The following is a 14,325-nucleotide window of genomic DNA, read 5'->3' as shown; positions in this document are numbered from 1 at the left end:
TTTTAAGCTTCTACTTCTTTAACAGCAACCAAGTGGCTTACTTTGTTAATCATACCACGGATGGCAGGATTATCGTTTTGTACCACTTTGCTATTGATTTTGCGCAAACCCAATGTTTTCACAGTTGTTCTTTGCGTCTCCGGACGTCCGATCAAACTGCGGACGAGGGTAATTTCTAATTTAGCCATGAGAATTCCCTCCTTAACCCAGAAGCTCTTCGACGGATTTTCCGCGCAGTTTAGCCACGTCTTCAGCACGCTTCAAACGGGACAAACCTTCCAAAGTCGCATTGACCATGTTCATGGAATTCGAAGAACCCAGAGATTTTGTCAAAATGTCACCTACACCAGCAAGTTCGAGAACCGCACGTACAGGACCACCAGCGATAACACCAGTACCTTCAGATGCTGGTTTCAACAGCACGCGTCCTGCGCCGAACTTACCTGTTACCAAGTGAGGAATCGATGTTCCTACGAGTGGAACGTGTACAAGGTTTTTCTTAGCGTCTTCAATACCTTTGCGAATTGCATCAGGTACTTCGCCCGCTTTACCGATACCAGCTCCAACCCAGCCGTTGCCGTCGCCGACTACAACCAGTGCGCTAAAGCTGAAACGGCGTCCGCCTTTTACTACTTTAGCTACGCGATTAATATTTACAACTCTTTCAGTCAGTTCCAAAGTATTCGGATCTACACGCAAGTCGTTAACCTCCTTTTGAAAAATATCTTAAAACTCAAGTCCTGCTTCACGAGCCGCTTCAGCCAATGCTGCGATACGACCATGGTACAGATAACCGCTACGGTCAAATACGATGTTGGAAACACCTTTATCTTTAGCACGTTTAGCAACGAGTTCGCCAACTTTACGAGCTGATTCAACAGATGCACCATTTTTGATGTCAGTGCTCAATTCTTTGTCTACAGTAGACGCAGAAGCGATTGTTACACCAGCAACATCATCGATGATTTGAGCATACATATGTTTACCAGAACGGAATACGTTCAAACGAGGACGTGCTGCCGTTCCTTGGATTTTCTTACGAACACGAAGGTGTCTTTTCAGACGAGCCTTATTTTTATCTGGTTTCGTAATCATCTCAAAGATTCACTCCTTTCAGGTTACCTCGCTGGCTTCAAAGCAGAAGCCACGGGGTATATTAGAAACACACGAAGCAAGCAAGCCGAAAGCCGCGCAAAGGCGGTAAGAGAAATCTTATTTCTTCTTACCGGCTTTACCTTCCTTACGGATGATACGCTCGCCTTCATATTTAATACCTTTACCTTTGTACGGCTCAGGTTCACGTACGGAACGGATTTTAGCAGCGTAAGCACCTACACGCTCTTTGTCAATTCCGCGAACGATGATTTTTGTATTCGAAGGTACTTCGAATTCAATTCCCGCTTCCGGTGTAATTTCAACCGGGTGAGAGTAACCAACGTTTAAAACGATTTTATCTCCGGATTTGCTTGCACGATATCCGACCCCAACCAATTCCAGAGATTTCGCGAATCCTTCAGTAACGCCGCTCACCATATTGTTTACAACGCTACGCGTTGTGCCGTGCAAAGAACGGTGAGTTTTGTTATCGGAAGGACGCACAACTGTGATTTCGTTATTTTCAACTGTAACCTTCATGTCTTTATGAAGCTCACGAGTCAAAGTTCCTTTTGGTCCTTTTACCGTAATAACGGTGTTGTCCAGGGTGATGTCTACACCACTTGGTACTGTGATTGGTTTGCGACCAATACGAGACATATGTTGCACCTCCTATCTTGTGACGTTATATTACCAAACGTAGCAAACGACTTCTCCGCCGGATTTCGATTGACGAGCTTCTTTGTCCGTCATGATACCTTTAGATGTCGAGATGATCGCGATTCCCAGGCCACCAAGTACACGAGGTACTTCGTTGCTTTTCGTGTAAACACGAAGACCAGGTTTACTGATTCTTTTCAGACCAGTGATAACGCGCTCGTTATTTTGACCGTATTTCAGGAAAACACGGATAATCCCTTGTTTGTTATCATCGATAACTTCAGCGTCACGGATGAAACCTTCACGCTTCAGGATATCGGCGATTTGTTTTTTCATTGTCGAAGCAGGCATTTCTACCGTTTCGTGACGAACAGTGTTCGCGTTACGAATACGAGTAAGCATATCTGCAATTGGATCAGACATAGTCATTGTGAGTTAACCTCCTTCCCGTTCAGGACTTTTTACCAGCTTGCTTTTTTCACGCCAGGGATCTGGCCTTTATAAGCTAATTCACGGAAACAAATTCTGCAAATTTTGAACTTTTGCAGGACCGAATGTGGACGTCCGCAACGCTCACAGCGTGTATATGCACGTACTTTAAACTTAGGTGTACGTTGTTGTTTAACTTTCATCGAAGTTTTTGCCACTTAGCCTGACACCTCCTAAATAATTTCGGAGAAAAGGGAGTCTTTCCAGACACCCGGAAACGTTATGCCAACATTACTTAACGAAAGGCATTCCCATTTGCGTGAGCAATTCGCGGGACTCTTCGTCTGTTTTCGCCGTTGTTACGATGACAATATCCATACCGCGGACTTTATCAACTTTATCATACTCGATCTCTGGGAAGATCAGTTGTTCTTTCAGACCCAGCGTGTAGTTACCACGTCCGTCGAAAGCTTTGCTCGATACACCGCGGAAGTCGCGGACACGAGGAAGCGTAACGTTGAACAGTTTATCGAGGAAGAAGTACATACGCTCGCCGCGCAATGTTACTTTAACACCGATAGGCATATTCTCACGCAGTTTGAATCCTGCGATAGATTTTTTTGCACGAGTGATTACAGGTTTTTGACCTGCGATCAGTTGCAAATCGTTTACTGCGGAATCCAACACTTTGGAGTTTTGGACAGCCTCGCCCACACCCATGTTGATAACGATTTTCTCGATTTTCGGCACTTGCATTACCGTTGTATAGTTAAACTTCTGCATCAAAGCAGGAGCGATTTCTTGCAGGTAACGTTCTTTCATTCTTGATGCCATGAATCATAGCCCTCCTTTCTCATTCGGTTCAATTAGTCGATAATTTCTCCGGAACGTTTAGCAACGCGCACTTTCTTTCCGTTATCCAAAACTTTGTAACCTACACGGGTTACTTTTCCGCTCTTCGGATCGATGTGCATTACGTTGGAAACGTGAATCGGAGCTTCCTTCTCGATAATGCCGCCTTGCGGATTTTGCTGGTTAGGCTTCTGGTGTTTTTTCACCATGTTAACACCTTCCACAAGGACGCGGTTCTCACGAGGATAAGCAGCGATGACACGGCCTTTTTTACCTTTGTCTTTACCGCTGATCACCATAACCGTATCTTCCTTCTTAACGTGAAGTTTGTTGTTATGGGATTCCAGAACTTTTTTCACTCTTGGCATTTCGTACACCTCCTGTTTCTAACATCACGAGATTAAGCTTTAGATAACTTCTGGAGCCAAGGAAACGATTTTCATGAAGTCTTTATCGCGAAGTTCGCGAGCAACTGGTCCGAAAATACGTGTTCCACGTGGGCTTCTGTCGTCTTTTACAACAACCGCTGCATTTTCATCAAAACCGATGTAGGAACCGTCTTTACGACGTACAGAACGTTTCGTACGAACGACAACCGCTCTAACTACATCACCTTTTTTGACAACGCCGCCTGGTGTTGCTTGTTTAACAGAACAAACGATCAGATCACCGATTTGAGCTGTACGACGTCCCGTACCGCCGAGTACGCGGATACACATCAGTTCCTTCGCACCGGAGTTGTCAGCCACAGTCAAACGTGTAAATGGTTGAATCATTTAGTATTCCTCCTTTCAGCAGTGCTGCTGAGCATTAGATGATAACCGCTTTTTCTACGATTTCAGTAAGTCTCCAGCGTTTATCTTTCGAAAGCGGACGAGTCTCCATGATTTTCACCGTGTCACCGATTTTCGCAGTGTTTTCTTCGTCATGTGCTTTGAATTTTTTAGTAACCTTAATGCGTTTATGGTACAAGTTGTGTTTTTTGTAAGTTTCTACAGCAACAACAATTGTTTTGTCCATTTTATCGCTGACCACTTTACCAGTTTGCACTTTACGTGCGTTACGTTCTTCGCTCATTGTTGGCCTCCTTCCTGATTACGGACGGATTGTCCATCCTATCCCTAATTAACCGATTCCCAATTCTCTCTCACGGATAATGGTTTTAGCACGAGCTATTTCTTTCCGCACATCACGGATGCGAGTCGGGTTATCCAGCTGACCGGTAGCTAATTGAAAGCGGAGGTTAAAGAGTTCTTCTTTAAATCCGGCAATCTTTTGCTCGATTTCAGCAGAGGTTAGGTTGCGAAATTCACTAGCTTTCATTTGCTTCACCACCCAATTCTTCACGTTTCACGAACTTCGTTTTGATTGGCAGTTTGTGAGCGGCAAGACGCATTGCTTCGCGTGCAATTTCCTCCGGTACACCAGCAAGTTCAAACATGATCTTACCTGGTTTCACTACTGCAACCCATTTTTCTACGTTACCTTTACCGCTACCCATCCGAACCTCGAGAGGCTTTTGAGTGATTGGTTTGTCTGGGAAAATTTTGATCCAAACTTTACCACCACGTTTGATGTAACGAGTCATCGCAATACGAGCCGCTTCGATCTGACGGTTCGTAATCCAAGCCGGTTCCGTAGCTTGCAGACCGTATTCGCCAAAGTTCAGAGTCGTTCCGCCTTTAGCTTGGCCTTTCATATGTCCACGTTGTTGCTTACGGTGTTTTACGCGTTTTGGTACCAACATGATTAGTTGCCTCCTTCCTTAGCAGCTTGTTTCTTAGCCGTAGGAAGAACCTCTCCACGATAGATCCATACTTTTACGCCGATACGTCCGTAAGTAGTATGAGCCTCTGCTGTACCATAGTCAATGTCAGCACGCAGTGTGTGCAGTGGAACAGTTCCTTCGCTGTAGCCTTCAGAACGTGCGATCTCAGCACCGCCAAGACGTCCGCCTACTTGAGTTTTGATACCTTTAGCACCGGAGCGCATAGTTCTTTGAATTGCTTGTTTCAGAGCACGACGGAAAGAAACACGACGTTCCAATTGTTGTGCAATGCTTTCAGCTACAAGAACAGCGTCCAAGTCTTGGTTCTTAATTTCAGAAATGTTGATGTGTACTTTTTTACCGCCAGCAATTTTCGTAATTTGGTTACGAAGATTTTCAACTTCCGAACCACCCTTACCAATAACCATACCTGGTTTAGCAGTGTGAATCGTTACGTTTACGCGGTTAGCCGCTCTCTCAATTTCTACACGAGATAAAGCGGAGTCTTTCAATTTATTTTTCAGGAATTCACGAATTCTCACGTCTTCCATCAAAAGATCACCGAAGTCTTTGCCTGCATACCACTTAGATTCCCAGTCACGGATAATTCCGACACGGAGTCCGACTGGATTTACCTTTTGGCCCACACATTTCCCCTCCTTCTACTTCTCAGATACCACCAAAGTAATGTGGCTAGTACGTTTGTTAATACGACTTGCACGTCCCATTGCACGAGGGCGGAAACGTTTCATTGTCGGTCCTTGGTTCACGTAAGCTTGCGAGATAACCAAGTTGTTAACATCCAAAGAATAGTTATGTTCCGCATTCGCAATAGCGGAGTTAAGCAACTTCTCAACGATTGGAGAAGCGGATTTCGGAGTGTGACGGAGAATGGCAACCGCCTCACCTACTTGCTTGCCGCGAATTAAGTCAACAACGAGTTGAACTTTACGAGGAGCAATCCGGATAAACTTAGCATGTGCTTTTGCTTCCATTGTGTAACCTCCTCTCAAACATTAAAGATGTTCATTTATCTTCTTGTTTTCTTATCATCATCAGTATGGCCTTTGTACGTACGGGTTGGAGCGAACTCACCCAGTTTGTGTCCGACCATGTCCTCAGTTACATACACTGGCACGTGTTTACGACCATCGTAAACGCCAAATGTGTGTCCGATGAATTGTGGGAAAATTGTAGAACGACGGGACCAGGTTTTGATTACGTTCTTCTTACCTGAAGCTTCCATCTCTTCTACCTTTTTGAGCATGTAGCCATCAATGAATGGCCCTTTTTTCAAACTGCGACCCATGTGGAGATCCTCCCTTCAAACGTAGCTATTATGCATCCGCAGATGCCTCACGAGGTTATGCACAGTGTGTATTACTTCGTGCGGCGGCGAATGATGTATTTATCAGAAGCTTTATTTTTCTTACGCGTTTTGTAACCAAGAGTAGGTTTACCCCATGGTGACATTGGCGATTTACGTCCGATTGGAGCACGACCTTCACCACCACCGTGTGGGTGATCGTTAGGGTTCATTACTACACCACGAACCTCAGGACGTTTACCCAACCAACGGCTACGACCGGCTTTACCGATTTTGATGAGCTCGTGGTCTTGGTTACCAACAGATCCGATTGTCGCGCGGCAAACTTTCAAAATACGACGAACTTCTCCGGAAGAGAGACGAACGGAAACGTATTTTTCTTCTTTACCAAGCAATTGAGCTTCTGTACCAGCAGCACGAACCAATTGTCCGCCTTTACCTGGTTTCAACTCGATGTTATGGATAACAGTACCTACTGGAATGTTTTCGAGTGGCAGTGCGTTACCGATTTTGATGTCTGATTCAGGTCCGGAGAATACTTGATCTCCAACTTTCAAACCTTTAGGAGCGATGATATAACGTTTCTCACCATCAGCATAGTGAATCAGAGCGATGTTGGATGTACGGTTCGGGTCATACTCAATCGTAGCAACGCGGCCCGGTATTCCATCTTTAGTACGTTTGAAGTCAATGATACGGTATTTACGTTTGTGTCCACCACCATGGTGACGAACTGTAATTTTACCTTGGTTGTTGCGGCCTGCTTGTTTGCTCAACGGGGCCAACAACGATTTCTCCGGCTGATTTGTGGTGATTTCCTCAAATGTAGAAACGGACATGTTCCGTCTTGCCGGGGATGTTGGTTTATACTTTTTGATTGGCACTGGGTTTCCCTCCTTACTTCAAAAATTCAATTATACTGTTTCAAAGAACTCAAGCGTTTTGCTGTCTTTTGTCAGCGTTACAAACGCTTTTTTCCATTCGCTAGTATATCCGGAATAACGTCCGTACCGTTTCGGCTTAGCTGGAACACGAAGCGTGTTCACGTTTTTCACTTTTACATTGAAAATAGCTTCTACTGCCTTTTTGATCTCGGTTTTGTTTGCACGGATATCGACTTCAAATACATATTTCAAGTCGTTCATCATGTCAGCAGTACGTTCCGTAATAATCGGACGTTTTACAATATCACGAGGATCCTTCATTACGCGAGCACCTCCTCTACCTTCTGAACTGCTTCTTTCGTAATGATCAATTTGTCGTGCGAAAGCACGTCAAGAACATTAATGCCGTCAGCAGCTACGAATTTCACGCCTGGAATATTCCGTGCGGAAAGAGCTACATTATCATCATAGCTAGGAGCTACGATCAAAGCTTTACGTCCCACTTTGAGGTTACTCAAGATGGCTGCGAATTCTTTAGTTTTAGGCGTGCTCAATGTGAGAGCGTCCAAAACGATAATGTCATTGTCAAGCACTTTGGATGAAAGGGCTGATTTGATCGCCAAGCGGCGAACTTTCTTAGGCAGTTTATACGCATAGCTCCGTGGTGTTGGACCAAATACGATACCGCCGCCTTTCCATTGTGGTGAACGAATTGAACCTTGACGAGCGCGACCTGTACCTTTTTGTTTCCAAGGCTTACGTCCACCGCCACGTACTTCAGAACGTCCTTTTACTTTGTGGGTACCTTGACGAAGGGAAGCGCGTTGCATAAGAACTGCATCGTACAGAACGTGTTGGTTCGGCTCAATTCCGAAAACCGCATCGTTCAATTCAACTTCGCCTACTTGGCTACCATCTACATTGTAAACTGATACTTTTGGCATTTTGTGTTCCTCCTTTCTTCAGTGGTTATTTTTTCACCGTTTCTTTAACTTTAATGAGACTGTTTTTCGGTCCAGGAATGGAACCTTTCACGAGCAACACGTTACGCTCAGCGTCTACTTTAACTACTTCAAGACGTTGGATTGTAACAGTATCATGTCCCATGTGTCCTGGCAGGCGTTTGCCTTTAGGAACGCGGTTAGCTTGGATCGAACCCATTGAACCAGGGCCACGGTGGTAACGCGAACCGTGTGACATAGGTCCAGTGCTTTGTCCCCAACGTTTGATAACGCCGGCAAAACCTTTACCTTTAGAAATACCCGTTACGTCAACGAATTCGCCTTCAGCGAAAATGTCAGCTTTCAGTTCTTGGCCAACTTCATATTCTGCGATGTTGATACCGCGAACTTCACGAACGTAGCGCTTAGGGGCAGTGTTCGCTTTTTTAGCGTGACCTGCTTCTGGCTTGTTAGCATTTTTCTCTTTCTTATCGGAGTAACCGATTTGAATTGCTTCGTAGCCATCGTTCTCAATGTCTTTCTTTTGCAAAACAACACAAGGGCCTGCTTCGATAACCGTTACTGGAACGACGTTACCTTCAGGAGTAAATACTTGAGTCATTCCGAGTTTTTTTCCTAAGATTGCTTTCATGTTGACACCTCTTTTCCTCTATACATGGTCTTTGTTGTAGCTATATTACAATTTAATTTCGATATCTACACCGGACGGCAGATCCAAGCGCATCAAGGCATCCACAGTTTGTGGAGTCGGGTTAACGATGTCGATCAAACGTTTATGAGTACGTTGTTCGAATTGTTCCCGAGAATCCTTGTACTTGTGCACCGCACGAAGAATAGTAATGATTTGTTTTTCAGTAGGAAGCGGAATCGGACCGGATACACCAGCACCCGAACGTTTTGCTGTTTCAACAATTTTCTCCGCGGATTGATCAAGAATTCTGTGGTCGTAAGCTTTCAAACGAATACGAATTTTTTGCTTTGCCATTTTAGTCCCTCCTTCTATCGCCCAATTTTTTATCGGACATACTCCGTGAAAATTTTCTAGCCACTCTCCCATGGCAAAGGGGCCGGGTGTGCCAGTAACCTCTCACATCATCGCAACGTCACAGAACAACATTCATTATTATATAGAAAAGATAGGCGTATTGCAAGCATATTTAAGAAAAACATTTAAACTTATCTTTTCTGATGAAATGACTTCGTTTATTGCAGTGTTTATCTTCAATATCCAGGCTGCCTTGCCAATCCTTCTAAACTCGTAAATGATGTTCATTTCGTATGACGCAGGTTCCGAGCTTTAAACATAATAAAAGAGTTCTCTATCCGATGTCGGATAAAGAACTCTTCCGAAGCTTCGTTACAATACAATGTTACTCGTTCCAGTACACTGTTACATATGCTTTATTCAGCGTTAAGCCGAATTATTTTTGGATAGATGCTACGGAACCGGCACCTACTGTACGTCCGCCTTCACGAATGGAGAATTTAGTTCCTTCTTCAATCGCGATTGGGGAGATCAGGGAAACAGTAACAGTGATGTTATCACCAGGCATTACCATTTCAGTACCTTCAGGCAAGTTGATGATGCCTGTTACGTCAGTTGTACGGAAGTAGAACTGTGGACGGTAACCAGTGAAGAATGGTTTGTGACGTCCGCCCTCTTCTTTAGTCAGAACGTAGATTTGAGCTGTGAATTCTGTGTGAGGCTTAACAGAACCCGGTTTAGCCAAAACTTGGCCACGCTCGATGTTGTTACGGTCAACACCACGAAGAAGTGCTCCGATGTTGTCACCAGCTTGAGCGGAATCCAGCAATTTGCGGAACATCTCAACGCCTGTTACAACAGATTTTTTAGTTTCTTCAGTGATACCAACGATTTCGATCTCTTCGCCGACTTTAACAGTACCACGCTCTACACGGCCAGTAGCAACAGTACCACGACCAGTGATGGAGAATACGTCCTCGACAGGCATCAAGAAAGGTTTGTCAGTTTGACGCTCAGGCAGTGGGATGTAAGTGTCGATCTCTTTGAACATCTCAACGATTTTTTGAGCCCATTCGCCATCTGGGTTTGCCAGTGCTTCACGAGCGGATCCACGAGTGATTGGAGTATCGTCACCTGGGAACTCATATTCGTTAAGAAGGTCGCGAACTTCCATCTCAACCAATTCCAACAACTCTTCGTCTTCAACCATGTCACATTTGTTCAAGAATACAACAATGTAAGGTACGCCTACTTGACGGGAGAGCAAGATGTGCTCACGAGTTTGTGGCATTGGGCCGTCAGCTGCGGATACTACCAAGATAGCTCCGTCCATTTGTGCCGCGCCAGTGATCATGTTTTTAACATAGTCGGCGTGACCTGGGCAGTCTACGTGAGCGTAGTGACGAGTGTCAGTTTCGTACTCAACGTGTGCTGTGGAGATAGTGATACCGCGCTCGCGCTCTTCTGGCGCTTTGTCGATTTGGTCGAATGCTACAGCAGCACCACCGTAAGTTTTGGACAATACAGTTGTGATTGCAGCAGTCAGTGTTGTTTTACCGTGATCGACGTGACCGATAGTACCGATGTTAACGTGGGGTTTATTACGTTCGTATTTAGCCTTTGCCATTTGAACGTGGCCTCCTTAAAATTATAATTTTATGTTTTCACTGAATGAAGTGTTCCGAATTAAATTCTTATGCACTTGCATCCAGTGTGAGAAAACTACTCGGTGCCTTTTGTTTTGGCAACGATTTCTTCAGCGATGCTCTTAGGAACTTCTTCATAGTGAGAGAGTTCCATGGAGAATACGCCGCGTCCTTGAGTACCGGAACGAAGAGTTGTAGAGTAACCAAACATTTCAGACAGAGGTACCTTAGCACGGATGATTTGAGCTCCACTACGGGAATCCATACCTTCGATGCGGCCACGACGGGAGTTCAACATACCCATTACGTCACCCATGTACTCTTCTGGAACAGTTACTTCTACTTTCATGATAGGCTCAAGCAGAACTGGTTTACACTTGTCTTTAGCCGCTTTAAGCGCCATAGATCCGGCAATTTTAAATGCCATCTCGTTGGAATCGACATCATGGTAAGATCCGTCTACGATTGTAGCCTTAACGTCAACAAGCGGGAAGCCTGCAATAACGCCGTTTTTCATTTGCTCTTCAATCCCTGACAGTGCAGGTTGAATGTATTCTCTTGGAACGGAACCACCGACAACCTTACTTTCGAACTGGCTGCCTGTACCCGGCTCGAGAGGTTCGAATTCAACCCATACGTGACCGTATTGACCACGACCACCGGATTGACGTACGAATTTACCTTCAACGCGCGCTGGAGCACGGAATGTTTCACGGTAAGCTACTTGTGGTTTACCCACAGTAGTTTCAACCTTGAACTCACGACGCATACGGTCGATGATGATATCAAGGTGAAGCTCACCCATACCTGCCAAGATTGTTTGACCTGTTTCTTCGTCAGTATGAGCACGAAGAGTTGGATCCTCTTCAGTCAACTTACCGAGAGCAACACCCATTTTATCTTGGTCAGCTTTGGTTTTAGGTTCAACGGCGATTTCGATAACCGGATCAGGGAAGTTCATTGACTCCAGGATAACCGGATTTTTCTCATCACATAGTGTATCACCTGTACCCGTATCTTTCAAACCTACGGCAGCTGCAATATCACCGGAGTAAACTTCAGTGATCTCTTGACGGCTGTTCGCGTGCATTTGAAGAATACGACCGATACGCTCACGTTTGTTTTTAGTGGCATTCAATACATATGATCCGGATTGAAGAACACCGGAGTATACGCGGAAGAATGTCAATTTACCAACGTAAGGGTCAGTCATGATTTTGAATGCCAATGCGGAGAATGGCTCTTCATCAGAGGACTTACGAACTGCTTCAGTTCCATCTTCAAGATGACCAGTGATTGATGGTACATCTGTTGGAGCTGGCAAGTAGTCGATAACAGCATCCAACATCAGTTGAACACCTTTGTTACGGTATGAGGATCCACAGATAACTGGGAAGATCTTAACATCTACAACACCTTTACGGAGTACGGCTTTGATCTCATCAATTGTGATCTCTTCGCCTTCCAGGTATTTCATTGTCAAATCTTCGTCCAGTTCAGCAACGCGTTCAATCAACTCGTTGCGAAGTTCTTCAACTTGATCTGCAAATTCTGCAGGAATGTCGGTTTCTTCGATATCTTGTCCAAGATCATCTTTGTACATATGAGCTCTTTGTGCAACGATATCGATGATACCTTTGAAATCATTTTCAGCGCCGATTGGAAGTTGAATCGCAACAGCGTTCGCTTGAAGGCGATCACGCATGTCAGATACAACGTTCAGGAAGTCAGCACCGATGATATCCATTTTGTTTACATATGCGATACGAGGTACGCCGTACTTGTCAGCCTGTCTCCATACGGTTTCGGACTGAGGCTCAACGCCTTCTTTCGCACTGAATACACCAACTGCTCCGTCCAATACACGAAGGGAACGTTCAACTTCAACAGTGAAGTCAACGTGTCCCGGGGTATCAATAATATTAACGCGGTGGCCTTTCCAAGCAGCGGTAGTCGCAGCGGAAGTAATCGTAATTCCGCGCTCCTGTTCCTGTTCCATCCAGTCCATTGTCGCAGCGCCTTCGTGTACTTCACCGATTTTGTGCGTACGTCCTGTGTAGAACAAGATCCGCTCAGTTGTCGTGGTTTTACCCGCATCAATATGAGCCATGATCCCGATATTACGTGTATTTTTCAAGGAGAACTCTCTAGCCATGAAATGGGTCTCCCTTCAAAATTGAAGTTTTTTATTGTGAACTGAATCCTACCAACGGTAGTGAGCAAACGCTTTGTTCGCTTCAGCCATTTTGTGCGTATCTTCACGTTTTTTAACGGAAGCGCCTGTGTTGTTGGAAGCGTCGATGATCTCAGCCGCCAAACGCTCTTCCATTGTTTTCTCACCGCGGTTGCGGGAGTAGTTCACGAGCCAACGTAGTCCCAGAGCAGTACGTCTCTCTGGTTTTACCTCGATTGGTACTTGGTAGTTGGCACCGCCGACACGGCGAGCTTTAACTTCCAGGACTGGCATGATATTCTTGATTGCTGCTTCAAATACTTCCATCGGGTCATTACCCGTACGTTCTTGAATCAACTTGAACGCATTATACAGAATGCTTTGAGCAACACCGCGTTTTCCGTCGAGCATGATGCGATTGATCAAACGAGTAACCAACTTGCTGTTGTATACCGGATCTGGCAACACGTCTCTTTTCGTAACTGGACCTTTGCGTGGCATGGATATCCCCCTTTCTTTCTTGTTCAGCAGACCCTGTACCTTCCAGACCTAAGCCAGAAGGCTTTCAGGTTCTCTGCTTATAATGGTTTAGGCTTTTTTAGCTTTTGGACGTTTTGCACCGTATTTCGAACGAGCTTGCATACGGTTGTTTACGCCTGCAGTATCGAGAGCTCCACGAACGATGTGATAACGAACTCCTGCAAGGTCTTTAACTTTACCTCCGCGGATCAATACCACACTGTGCTCTTGAAGGTTATGTCCGATTCCCGGGATATAAGCAGTTACCTCGAGACGGTTCGTCAAACGAACACGAGCATACTTACGAAGTGCAGAGTTTGGTTTACGTGGAGTCATTGTACCTACACGAGTGCAGACACCACGTTTTTGTGGGGCACTGATGTTAGTAGATTCACGTTTCAAAGCGTTGAATCCTTTTTGCAAAGCTGGAGATTTTGACTTCTCAACTTTTGCTTGACGTCCTTTACGAACCAGTTGATTAATAGTTGGCATGTGATTGCCACCCCCTTCCTCAAATATTCATGTTTCTTTATAAACCTCTTTTCGCTAAGTCCACAGACCCAGGCGGTTCATAAAAAGACAAATGAAAAGTTTTTGCCTTGGAGAATCCCTAAAAGTTCTCGGACAAAAACGTTCCTTACACTATCATTTTACGACAGCAGCCATAGCTGCTCCCACTCCAATCCCGCAAGCTTTGCCGAGATTTTTCATTGTATCCACTTTCGTGTACTTCACATTGTGTTGTTCACACAAAGCAATGATTTTGGAAGTGAGCTGCGGATCACTATCTTCTGCGACATAGACTTCAGAAGCCATACCTGTTTGCACCATCCGCATGGTCTGTTTGGTACCTATTTTGACATGAGCATCTTGCAAGGCTTTTTCATTAGACATTGTGCATTCCTCCGAATAGAACCATGTACAATCAGCTGCCCACGCACCTTTGATATATTAGCATCTAGCGCAAGCATTGTCAATGCTAATCCTAAAACATTTTTTAAAAGTTTACGCACATCAGGATTCGT

The 14,325-nt window shown here is 44.9% G+C and carries 25 protein-coding genes; all 25 read right to left on the bottom strand.

Translation table 11 applies throughout. The features are described from left to right. Positions 1-2: 2 nt before the first annotated feature. The gene (rpmD, locus tag MKX68_RS14760) at positions 3-188 is read right to left on the bottom strand and encodes a 50S ribosomal protein L30 (RefSeq protein ID WP_017692092.1); all 186 of its coding nucleotides are present in this window, start codon (positions 186-188) and stop codon (positions 3-5) included. Between the two features lie 13 nt (positions 189-201). Continuing rightward, positions 202-699, bottom strand: a complete 498-nt coding sequence (rpsE, locus tag MKX68_RS14755) for a 30S ribosomal protein S5 (RefSeq protein WP_017692091.1) — start codon at positions 697-699, stop codon at positions 202-204. Positions 700-726: 27 nt separating this feature from the next. Continuing rightward, positions 727-1,095, bottom strand: coding sequence for a 50S ribosomal protein L18 (gene rplR / locus MKX68_RS14750; RefSeq protein ID WP_017692090.1), 369 nt, complete (start codon positions 1,093-1,095; stop codon positions 727-729). Between the two features lie 117 nt (positions 1,096-1,212). Continuing rightward, a complete protein-coding gene (gene rplF, locus MKX68_RS14745) occupies positions 1,213-1,755 on the bottom strand; it encodes a 50S ribosomal protein L6 (RefSeq protein ID WP_017692089.1) in 543 nt (180 codons plus the stop codon). A 30-nt stretch (positions 1,756-1,785) separates the two neighbouring features. Beyond that, complete coding sequence (gene rpsH, locus MKX68_RS14740) at positions 1,786-2,184, bottom strand: 30S ribosomal protein S8 (protein WP_017692088.1); 399 nt, start codon at positions 2,182-2,184, stop codon at positions 1,786-1,788. 32 nt (positions 2,185-2,216) lie between these two features. Continuing rightward, a complete protein-coding gene (locus MKX68_RS14735) occupies positions 2,217-2,402 on the bottom strand; it encodes a type Z 30S ribosomal protein S14 (protein WP_013312154.1) in 186 nt (61 codons plus the stop codon). Positions 2,403-2,475: 73 nt separating this feature from the next. Continuing rightward, entirely contained in the window at positions 2,476-3,018 is a 543-nt protein-coding gene (gene rplE / locus MKX68_RS14730) for a 50S ribosomal protein L5 (protein ID WP_338588647.1), read from the bottom strand. 32 nt (positions 3,019-3,050) lie between these two features. Continuing rightward, positions 3,051-3,404: a 50S ribosomal protein L24 gene (gene rplX / locus MKX68_RS14725; RefSeq protein WP_017692086.1), complete on the bottom strand. Its 354-nt coding sequence runs from the start codon at positions 3,402-3,404 to the stop codon at positions 3,051-3,053. A gap of 39 nt (positions 3,405-3,443) precedes the next feature. Then, on the bottom strand, positions 3,444-3,812 hold the full coding sequence (rplN, locus tag MKX68_RS14720) for a 50S ribosomal protein L14 (RefSeq protein WP_017692085.1): 369 nt from the start codon (positions 3,810-3,812) through the stop codon (positions 3,444-3,446). 34 nt (positions 3,813-3,846) lie between these two features. Next, entirely contained in the window at positions 3,847-4,113 is a 267-nt protein-coding gene (gene rpsQ / locus MKX68_RS14715; RefSeq protein WP_017692084.1) for a 30S ribosomal protein S17, read from the bottom strand. Positions 4,114-4,161: 48 nt separating this feature from the next. Beyond that, positions 4,162-4,359: a 50S ribosomal protein L29 gene (gene rpmC / locus MKX68_RS14710; RefSeq protein ID WP_017692083.1), complete on the bottom strand. Its 198-nt coding sequence runs from the start codon at positions 4,357-4,359 to the stop codon at positions 4,162-4,164. Further along, positions 4,349-4,783: a 50S ribosomal protein L16 gene (gene rplP / locus MKX68_RS14705; protein WP_017692082.1), complete on the bottom strand. Its 435-nt coding sequence runs from the start codon at positions 4,781-4,783 to the stop codon at positions 4,349-4,351. Before rplP ends, rpmC begins: the two co-directional genes overlap by 11 nt. A gap of 2 nt (positions 4,784-4,785) precedes the next feature. After that, on the bottom strand, positions 4,786-5,451 hold the full coding sequence (gene rpsC, locus MKX68_RS14700; RefSeq protein ID WP_076216858.1) for a 30S ribosomal protein S3: 666 nt from the start codon (positions 5,449-5,451) through the stop codon (positions 4,786-4,788). Between the two features lie 15 nt (positions 5,452-5,466). Further along, on the bottom strand, positions 5,467-5,799 hold the full coding sequence (gene rplV / locus MKX68_RS14695) for a 50S ribosomal protein L22 (protein WP_024633583.1): 333 nt from the start codon (positions 5,797-5,799) through the stop codon (positions 5,467-5,469). 35 nt (positions 5,800-5,834) lie between these two features. After that, on the bottom strand, positions 5,835-6,113 hold the full coding sequence (rpsS, locus tag MKX68_RS14690) for a 30S ribosomal protein S19 (protein ID WP_062836183.1): 279 nt from the start codon (positions 6,111-6,113) through the stop codon (positions 5,835-5,837). 71 nt (positions 6,114-6,184) lie between these two features. Further along, positions 6,185-7,015 (bottom strand): 50S ribosomal protein L2, encoded by an 831-nt coding sequence (rplB, locus tag MKX68_RS14685; protein WP_017692078.1) that lies wholly within the window; start codon positions 7,013-7,015, stop codon positions 6,185-6,187. Positions 7,016-7,045: 30 nt separating this feature from the next. Continuing rightward, positions 7,046-7,336, bottom strand: a complete 291-nt coding sequence (rplW, locus tag MKX68_RS14680) for a 50S ribosomal protein L23 (RefSeq protein WP_017692077.1) — start codon at positions 7,334-7,336, stop codon at positions 7,046-7,048. Next, positions 7,336-7,959 (bottom strand): 50S ribosomal protein L4, encoded by a 624-nt coding sequence (gene rplD, locus MKX68_RS14675; protein WP_017692076.1) that lies wholly within the window; start codon positions 7,957-7,959, stop codon positions 7,336-7,338. Before rplD ends, rplW begins: the two co-directional genes overlap by 1 nt. Before the next feature lie 25 nt (positions 7,960-7,984). After that, complete coding sequence (rplC, locus tag MKX68_RS14670; protein ID WP_024633587.1) at positions 7,985-8,608, bottom strand: 50S ribosomal protein L3; 624 nt, start codon at positions 8,606-8,608, stop codon at positions 7,985-7,987. Positions 8,609-8,653: 45 nt separating this feature from the next. Continuing rightward, the gene (gene rpsJ / locus MKX68_RS14665; protein WP_017692074.1) at positions 8,654-8,962 is read right to left on the bottom strand and encodes a 30S ribosomal protein S10; all 309 of its coding nucleotides are present in this window, start codon (positions 8,960-8,962) and stop codon (positions 8,654-8,656) included. A 436-nt stretch (positions 8,963-9,398) separates the two neighbouring features. Next, entirely contained in the window at positions 9,399-10,589 is a 1,191-nt protein-coding gene (gene tuf, locus MKX68_RS14660) for an elongation factor Tu (protein WP_062836181.1), read from the bottom strand. 95 nt (positions 10,590-10,684) lie between these two features. After that, complete coding sequence (gene fusA / locus MKX68_RS14655; protein WP_091039168.1) at positions 10,685-12,763, bottom strand: elongation factor G; 2,079 nt, start codon at positions 12,761-12,763, stop codon at positions 10,685-10,687. Positions 12,764-12,811: 48 nt separating this feature from the next. Next, positions 12,812-13,282 (bottom strand): 30S ribosomal protein S7, encoded by a 471-nt coding sequence (gene rpsG, locus MKX68_RS14650; protein ID WP_018753997.1) that lies wholly within the window; start codon positions 13,280-13,282, stop codon positions 12,812-12,814. A gap of 87 nt (positions 13,283-13,369) precedes the next feature. Next, on the bottom strand, positions 13,370-13,792 hold the full coding sequence (gene rpsL, locus MKX68_RS14645) for a 30S ribosomal protein S12 (RefSeq protein WP_017692070.1): 423 nt from the start codon (positions 13,790-13,792) through the stop codon (positions 13,370-13,372). A gap of 153 nt (positions 13,793-13,945) precedes the next feature. Continuing rightward, positions 13,946-14,194, bottom strand: a complete 249-nt coding sequence (locus tag MKX68_RS14640; RefSeq protein WP_047841123.1) for a ribosomal L7Ae/L30e/S12e/Gadd45 family protein — start codon at positions 14,192-14,194, stop codon at positions 13,946-13,948. Positions 14,195-14,325: the final 131 nt, after the last annotated feature.

This window comes from Paenibacillus sp. FSL M8-0212, from assembly GCF_038004645.1.
In the GTDB taxonomy this organism is placed as follows: Bacteria; Bacillota; Bacilli; order Paenibacillales; family Paenibacillaceae; genus Paenibacillus.
The sequence above is the reverse complement of the archived record's forward strand: the minus strand, read 5'-3'. Positions and strand labels throughout refer to the sequence as shown.

Coding starts and splice junctions, on each gene's coding strand:
- rpmD (WP_017692092.1), bottom strand. CDS start 188: ATGGCTAAATTAGAAATTACCCTCGTCCGCAGTTTGATCGGACGTCCG.
- rplR (WP_017692090.1), bottom strand. CDS start 1,095: ATGATTACGAAACCAGATAAAAATAAGGCTCGTCTGAAAAGACACCTT.
- rplF (WP_017692089.1), bottom strand. CDS start 1,755: ATGTCTCGTATTGGTCGCAAACCAATCACAGTACCAAGTGGTGTAGAC.
- rpsH (WP_017692088.1), bottom strand. CDS start 2,184: ATGACTATGTCTGATCCAATTGCAGATATGCTTACTCGTATTCGTAAC.
- rplE (WP_338588647.1), bottom strand. CDS start 3,018: ATGGCATCAAGAATGAAAGAACGTTACCTGCAAGAAATCGCTCCTGCT.
- rplX (WP_017692086.1), bottom strand. CDS start 3,404: ATGCCAAGAGTGAAAAAAGTTCTGGAATCCCATAACAACAAACTTCAC.
- rplN (WP_017692085.1), bottom strand. CDS start 3,812: ATGATTCAACCATTTACACGTTTGACTGTGGCTGACAACTCCGGTGCG.
- rpsQ (WP_017692084.1), bottom strand. CDS start 4,113: ATGAGCGAAGAACGTAACGCACGTAAAGTGCAAACTGGTAAAGTGGTC.
- rpmC (WP_017692083.1), bottom strand. CDS start 4,359: ATGAAAGCTAGTGAATTTCGCAACCTAACCTCTGCTGAAATCGAGCAA.
- rplP (WP_017692082.1), bottom strand. CDS start 4,783: ATGTTGGTACCAAAACGCGTAAAACACCGTAAGCAACAACGTGGACAT.
- rplV (WP_024633583.1), bottom strand. CDS start 5,799: ATGGAAGCAAAAGCACATGCTAAGTTTATCCGGATTGCTCCTCGTAAA.
- rpsS (WP_062836183.1), bottom strand. CDS start 6,113: ATGGGTCGCAGTTTGAAAAAAGGGCCATTCATTGATGGCTACATGCTC.
- rplW (WP_017692077.1), bottom strand. CDS start 7,336: ATGAAGGATCCTCGTGATATTGTAAAACGTCCGATTATTACGGAACGT.
- rplD (WP_017692076.1), bottom strand. CDS start 7,959: ATGCCAAAAGTATCAGTTTACAATGTAGATGGTAGCCAAGTAGGCGAA.
- rplC (WP_024633587.1), bottom strand. CDS start 8,608: ATGAAAGCAATCTTAGGAAAAAAACTCGGAATGACTCAAGTATTTACT.
- rpsJ (WP_017692074.1), bottom strand. CDS start 8,962: ATGGCAAAGCAAAAAATTCGTATTCGTTTGAAAGCTTACGACCACAGA.
- tuf (WP_062836181.1), bottom strand. CDS start 10,589: ATGGCAAAGGCTAAATACGAACGTAATAAACCCCACGTTAACATCGGT.
- fusA (WP_091039168.1), bottom strand. CDS start 12,763: ATGGCTAGAGAGTTCTCCTTGAAAAATACACGTAATATCGGGATCATG.
- rpsG (WP_018753997.1), bottom strand. CDS start 13,282: ATGCCACGCAAAGGTCCAGTTACGAAAAGAGACGTGTTGCCAGATCCG.
- rpsL (WP_017692070.1), bottom strand. CDS start 13,792: ATGCCAACTATTAATCAACTGGTTCGTAAAGGACGTCAAGCAAAAGTT.
- MKX68_RS14640 (WP_047841123.1), bottom strand. CDS start 14,194: ATGTCTAATGAAAAAGCCTTGCAAGATGCTCATGTCAAAATAGGTACC.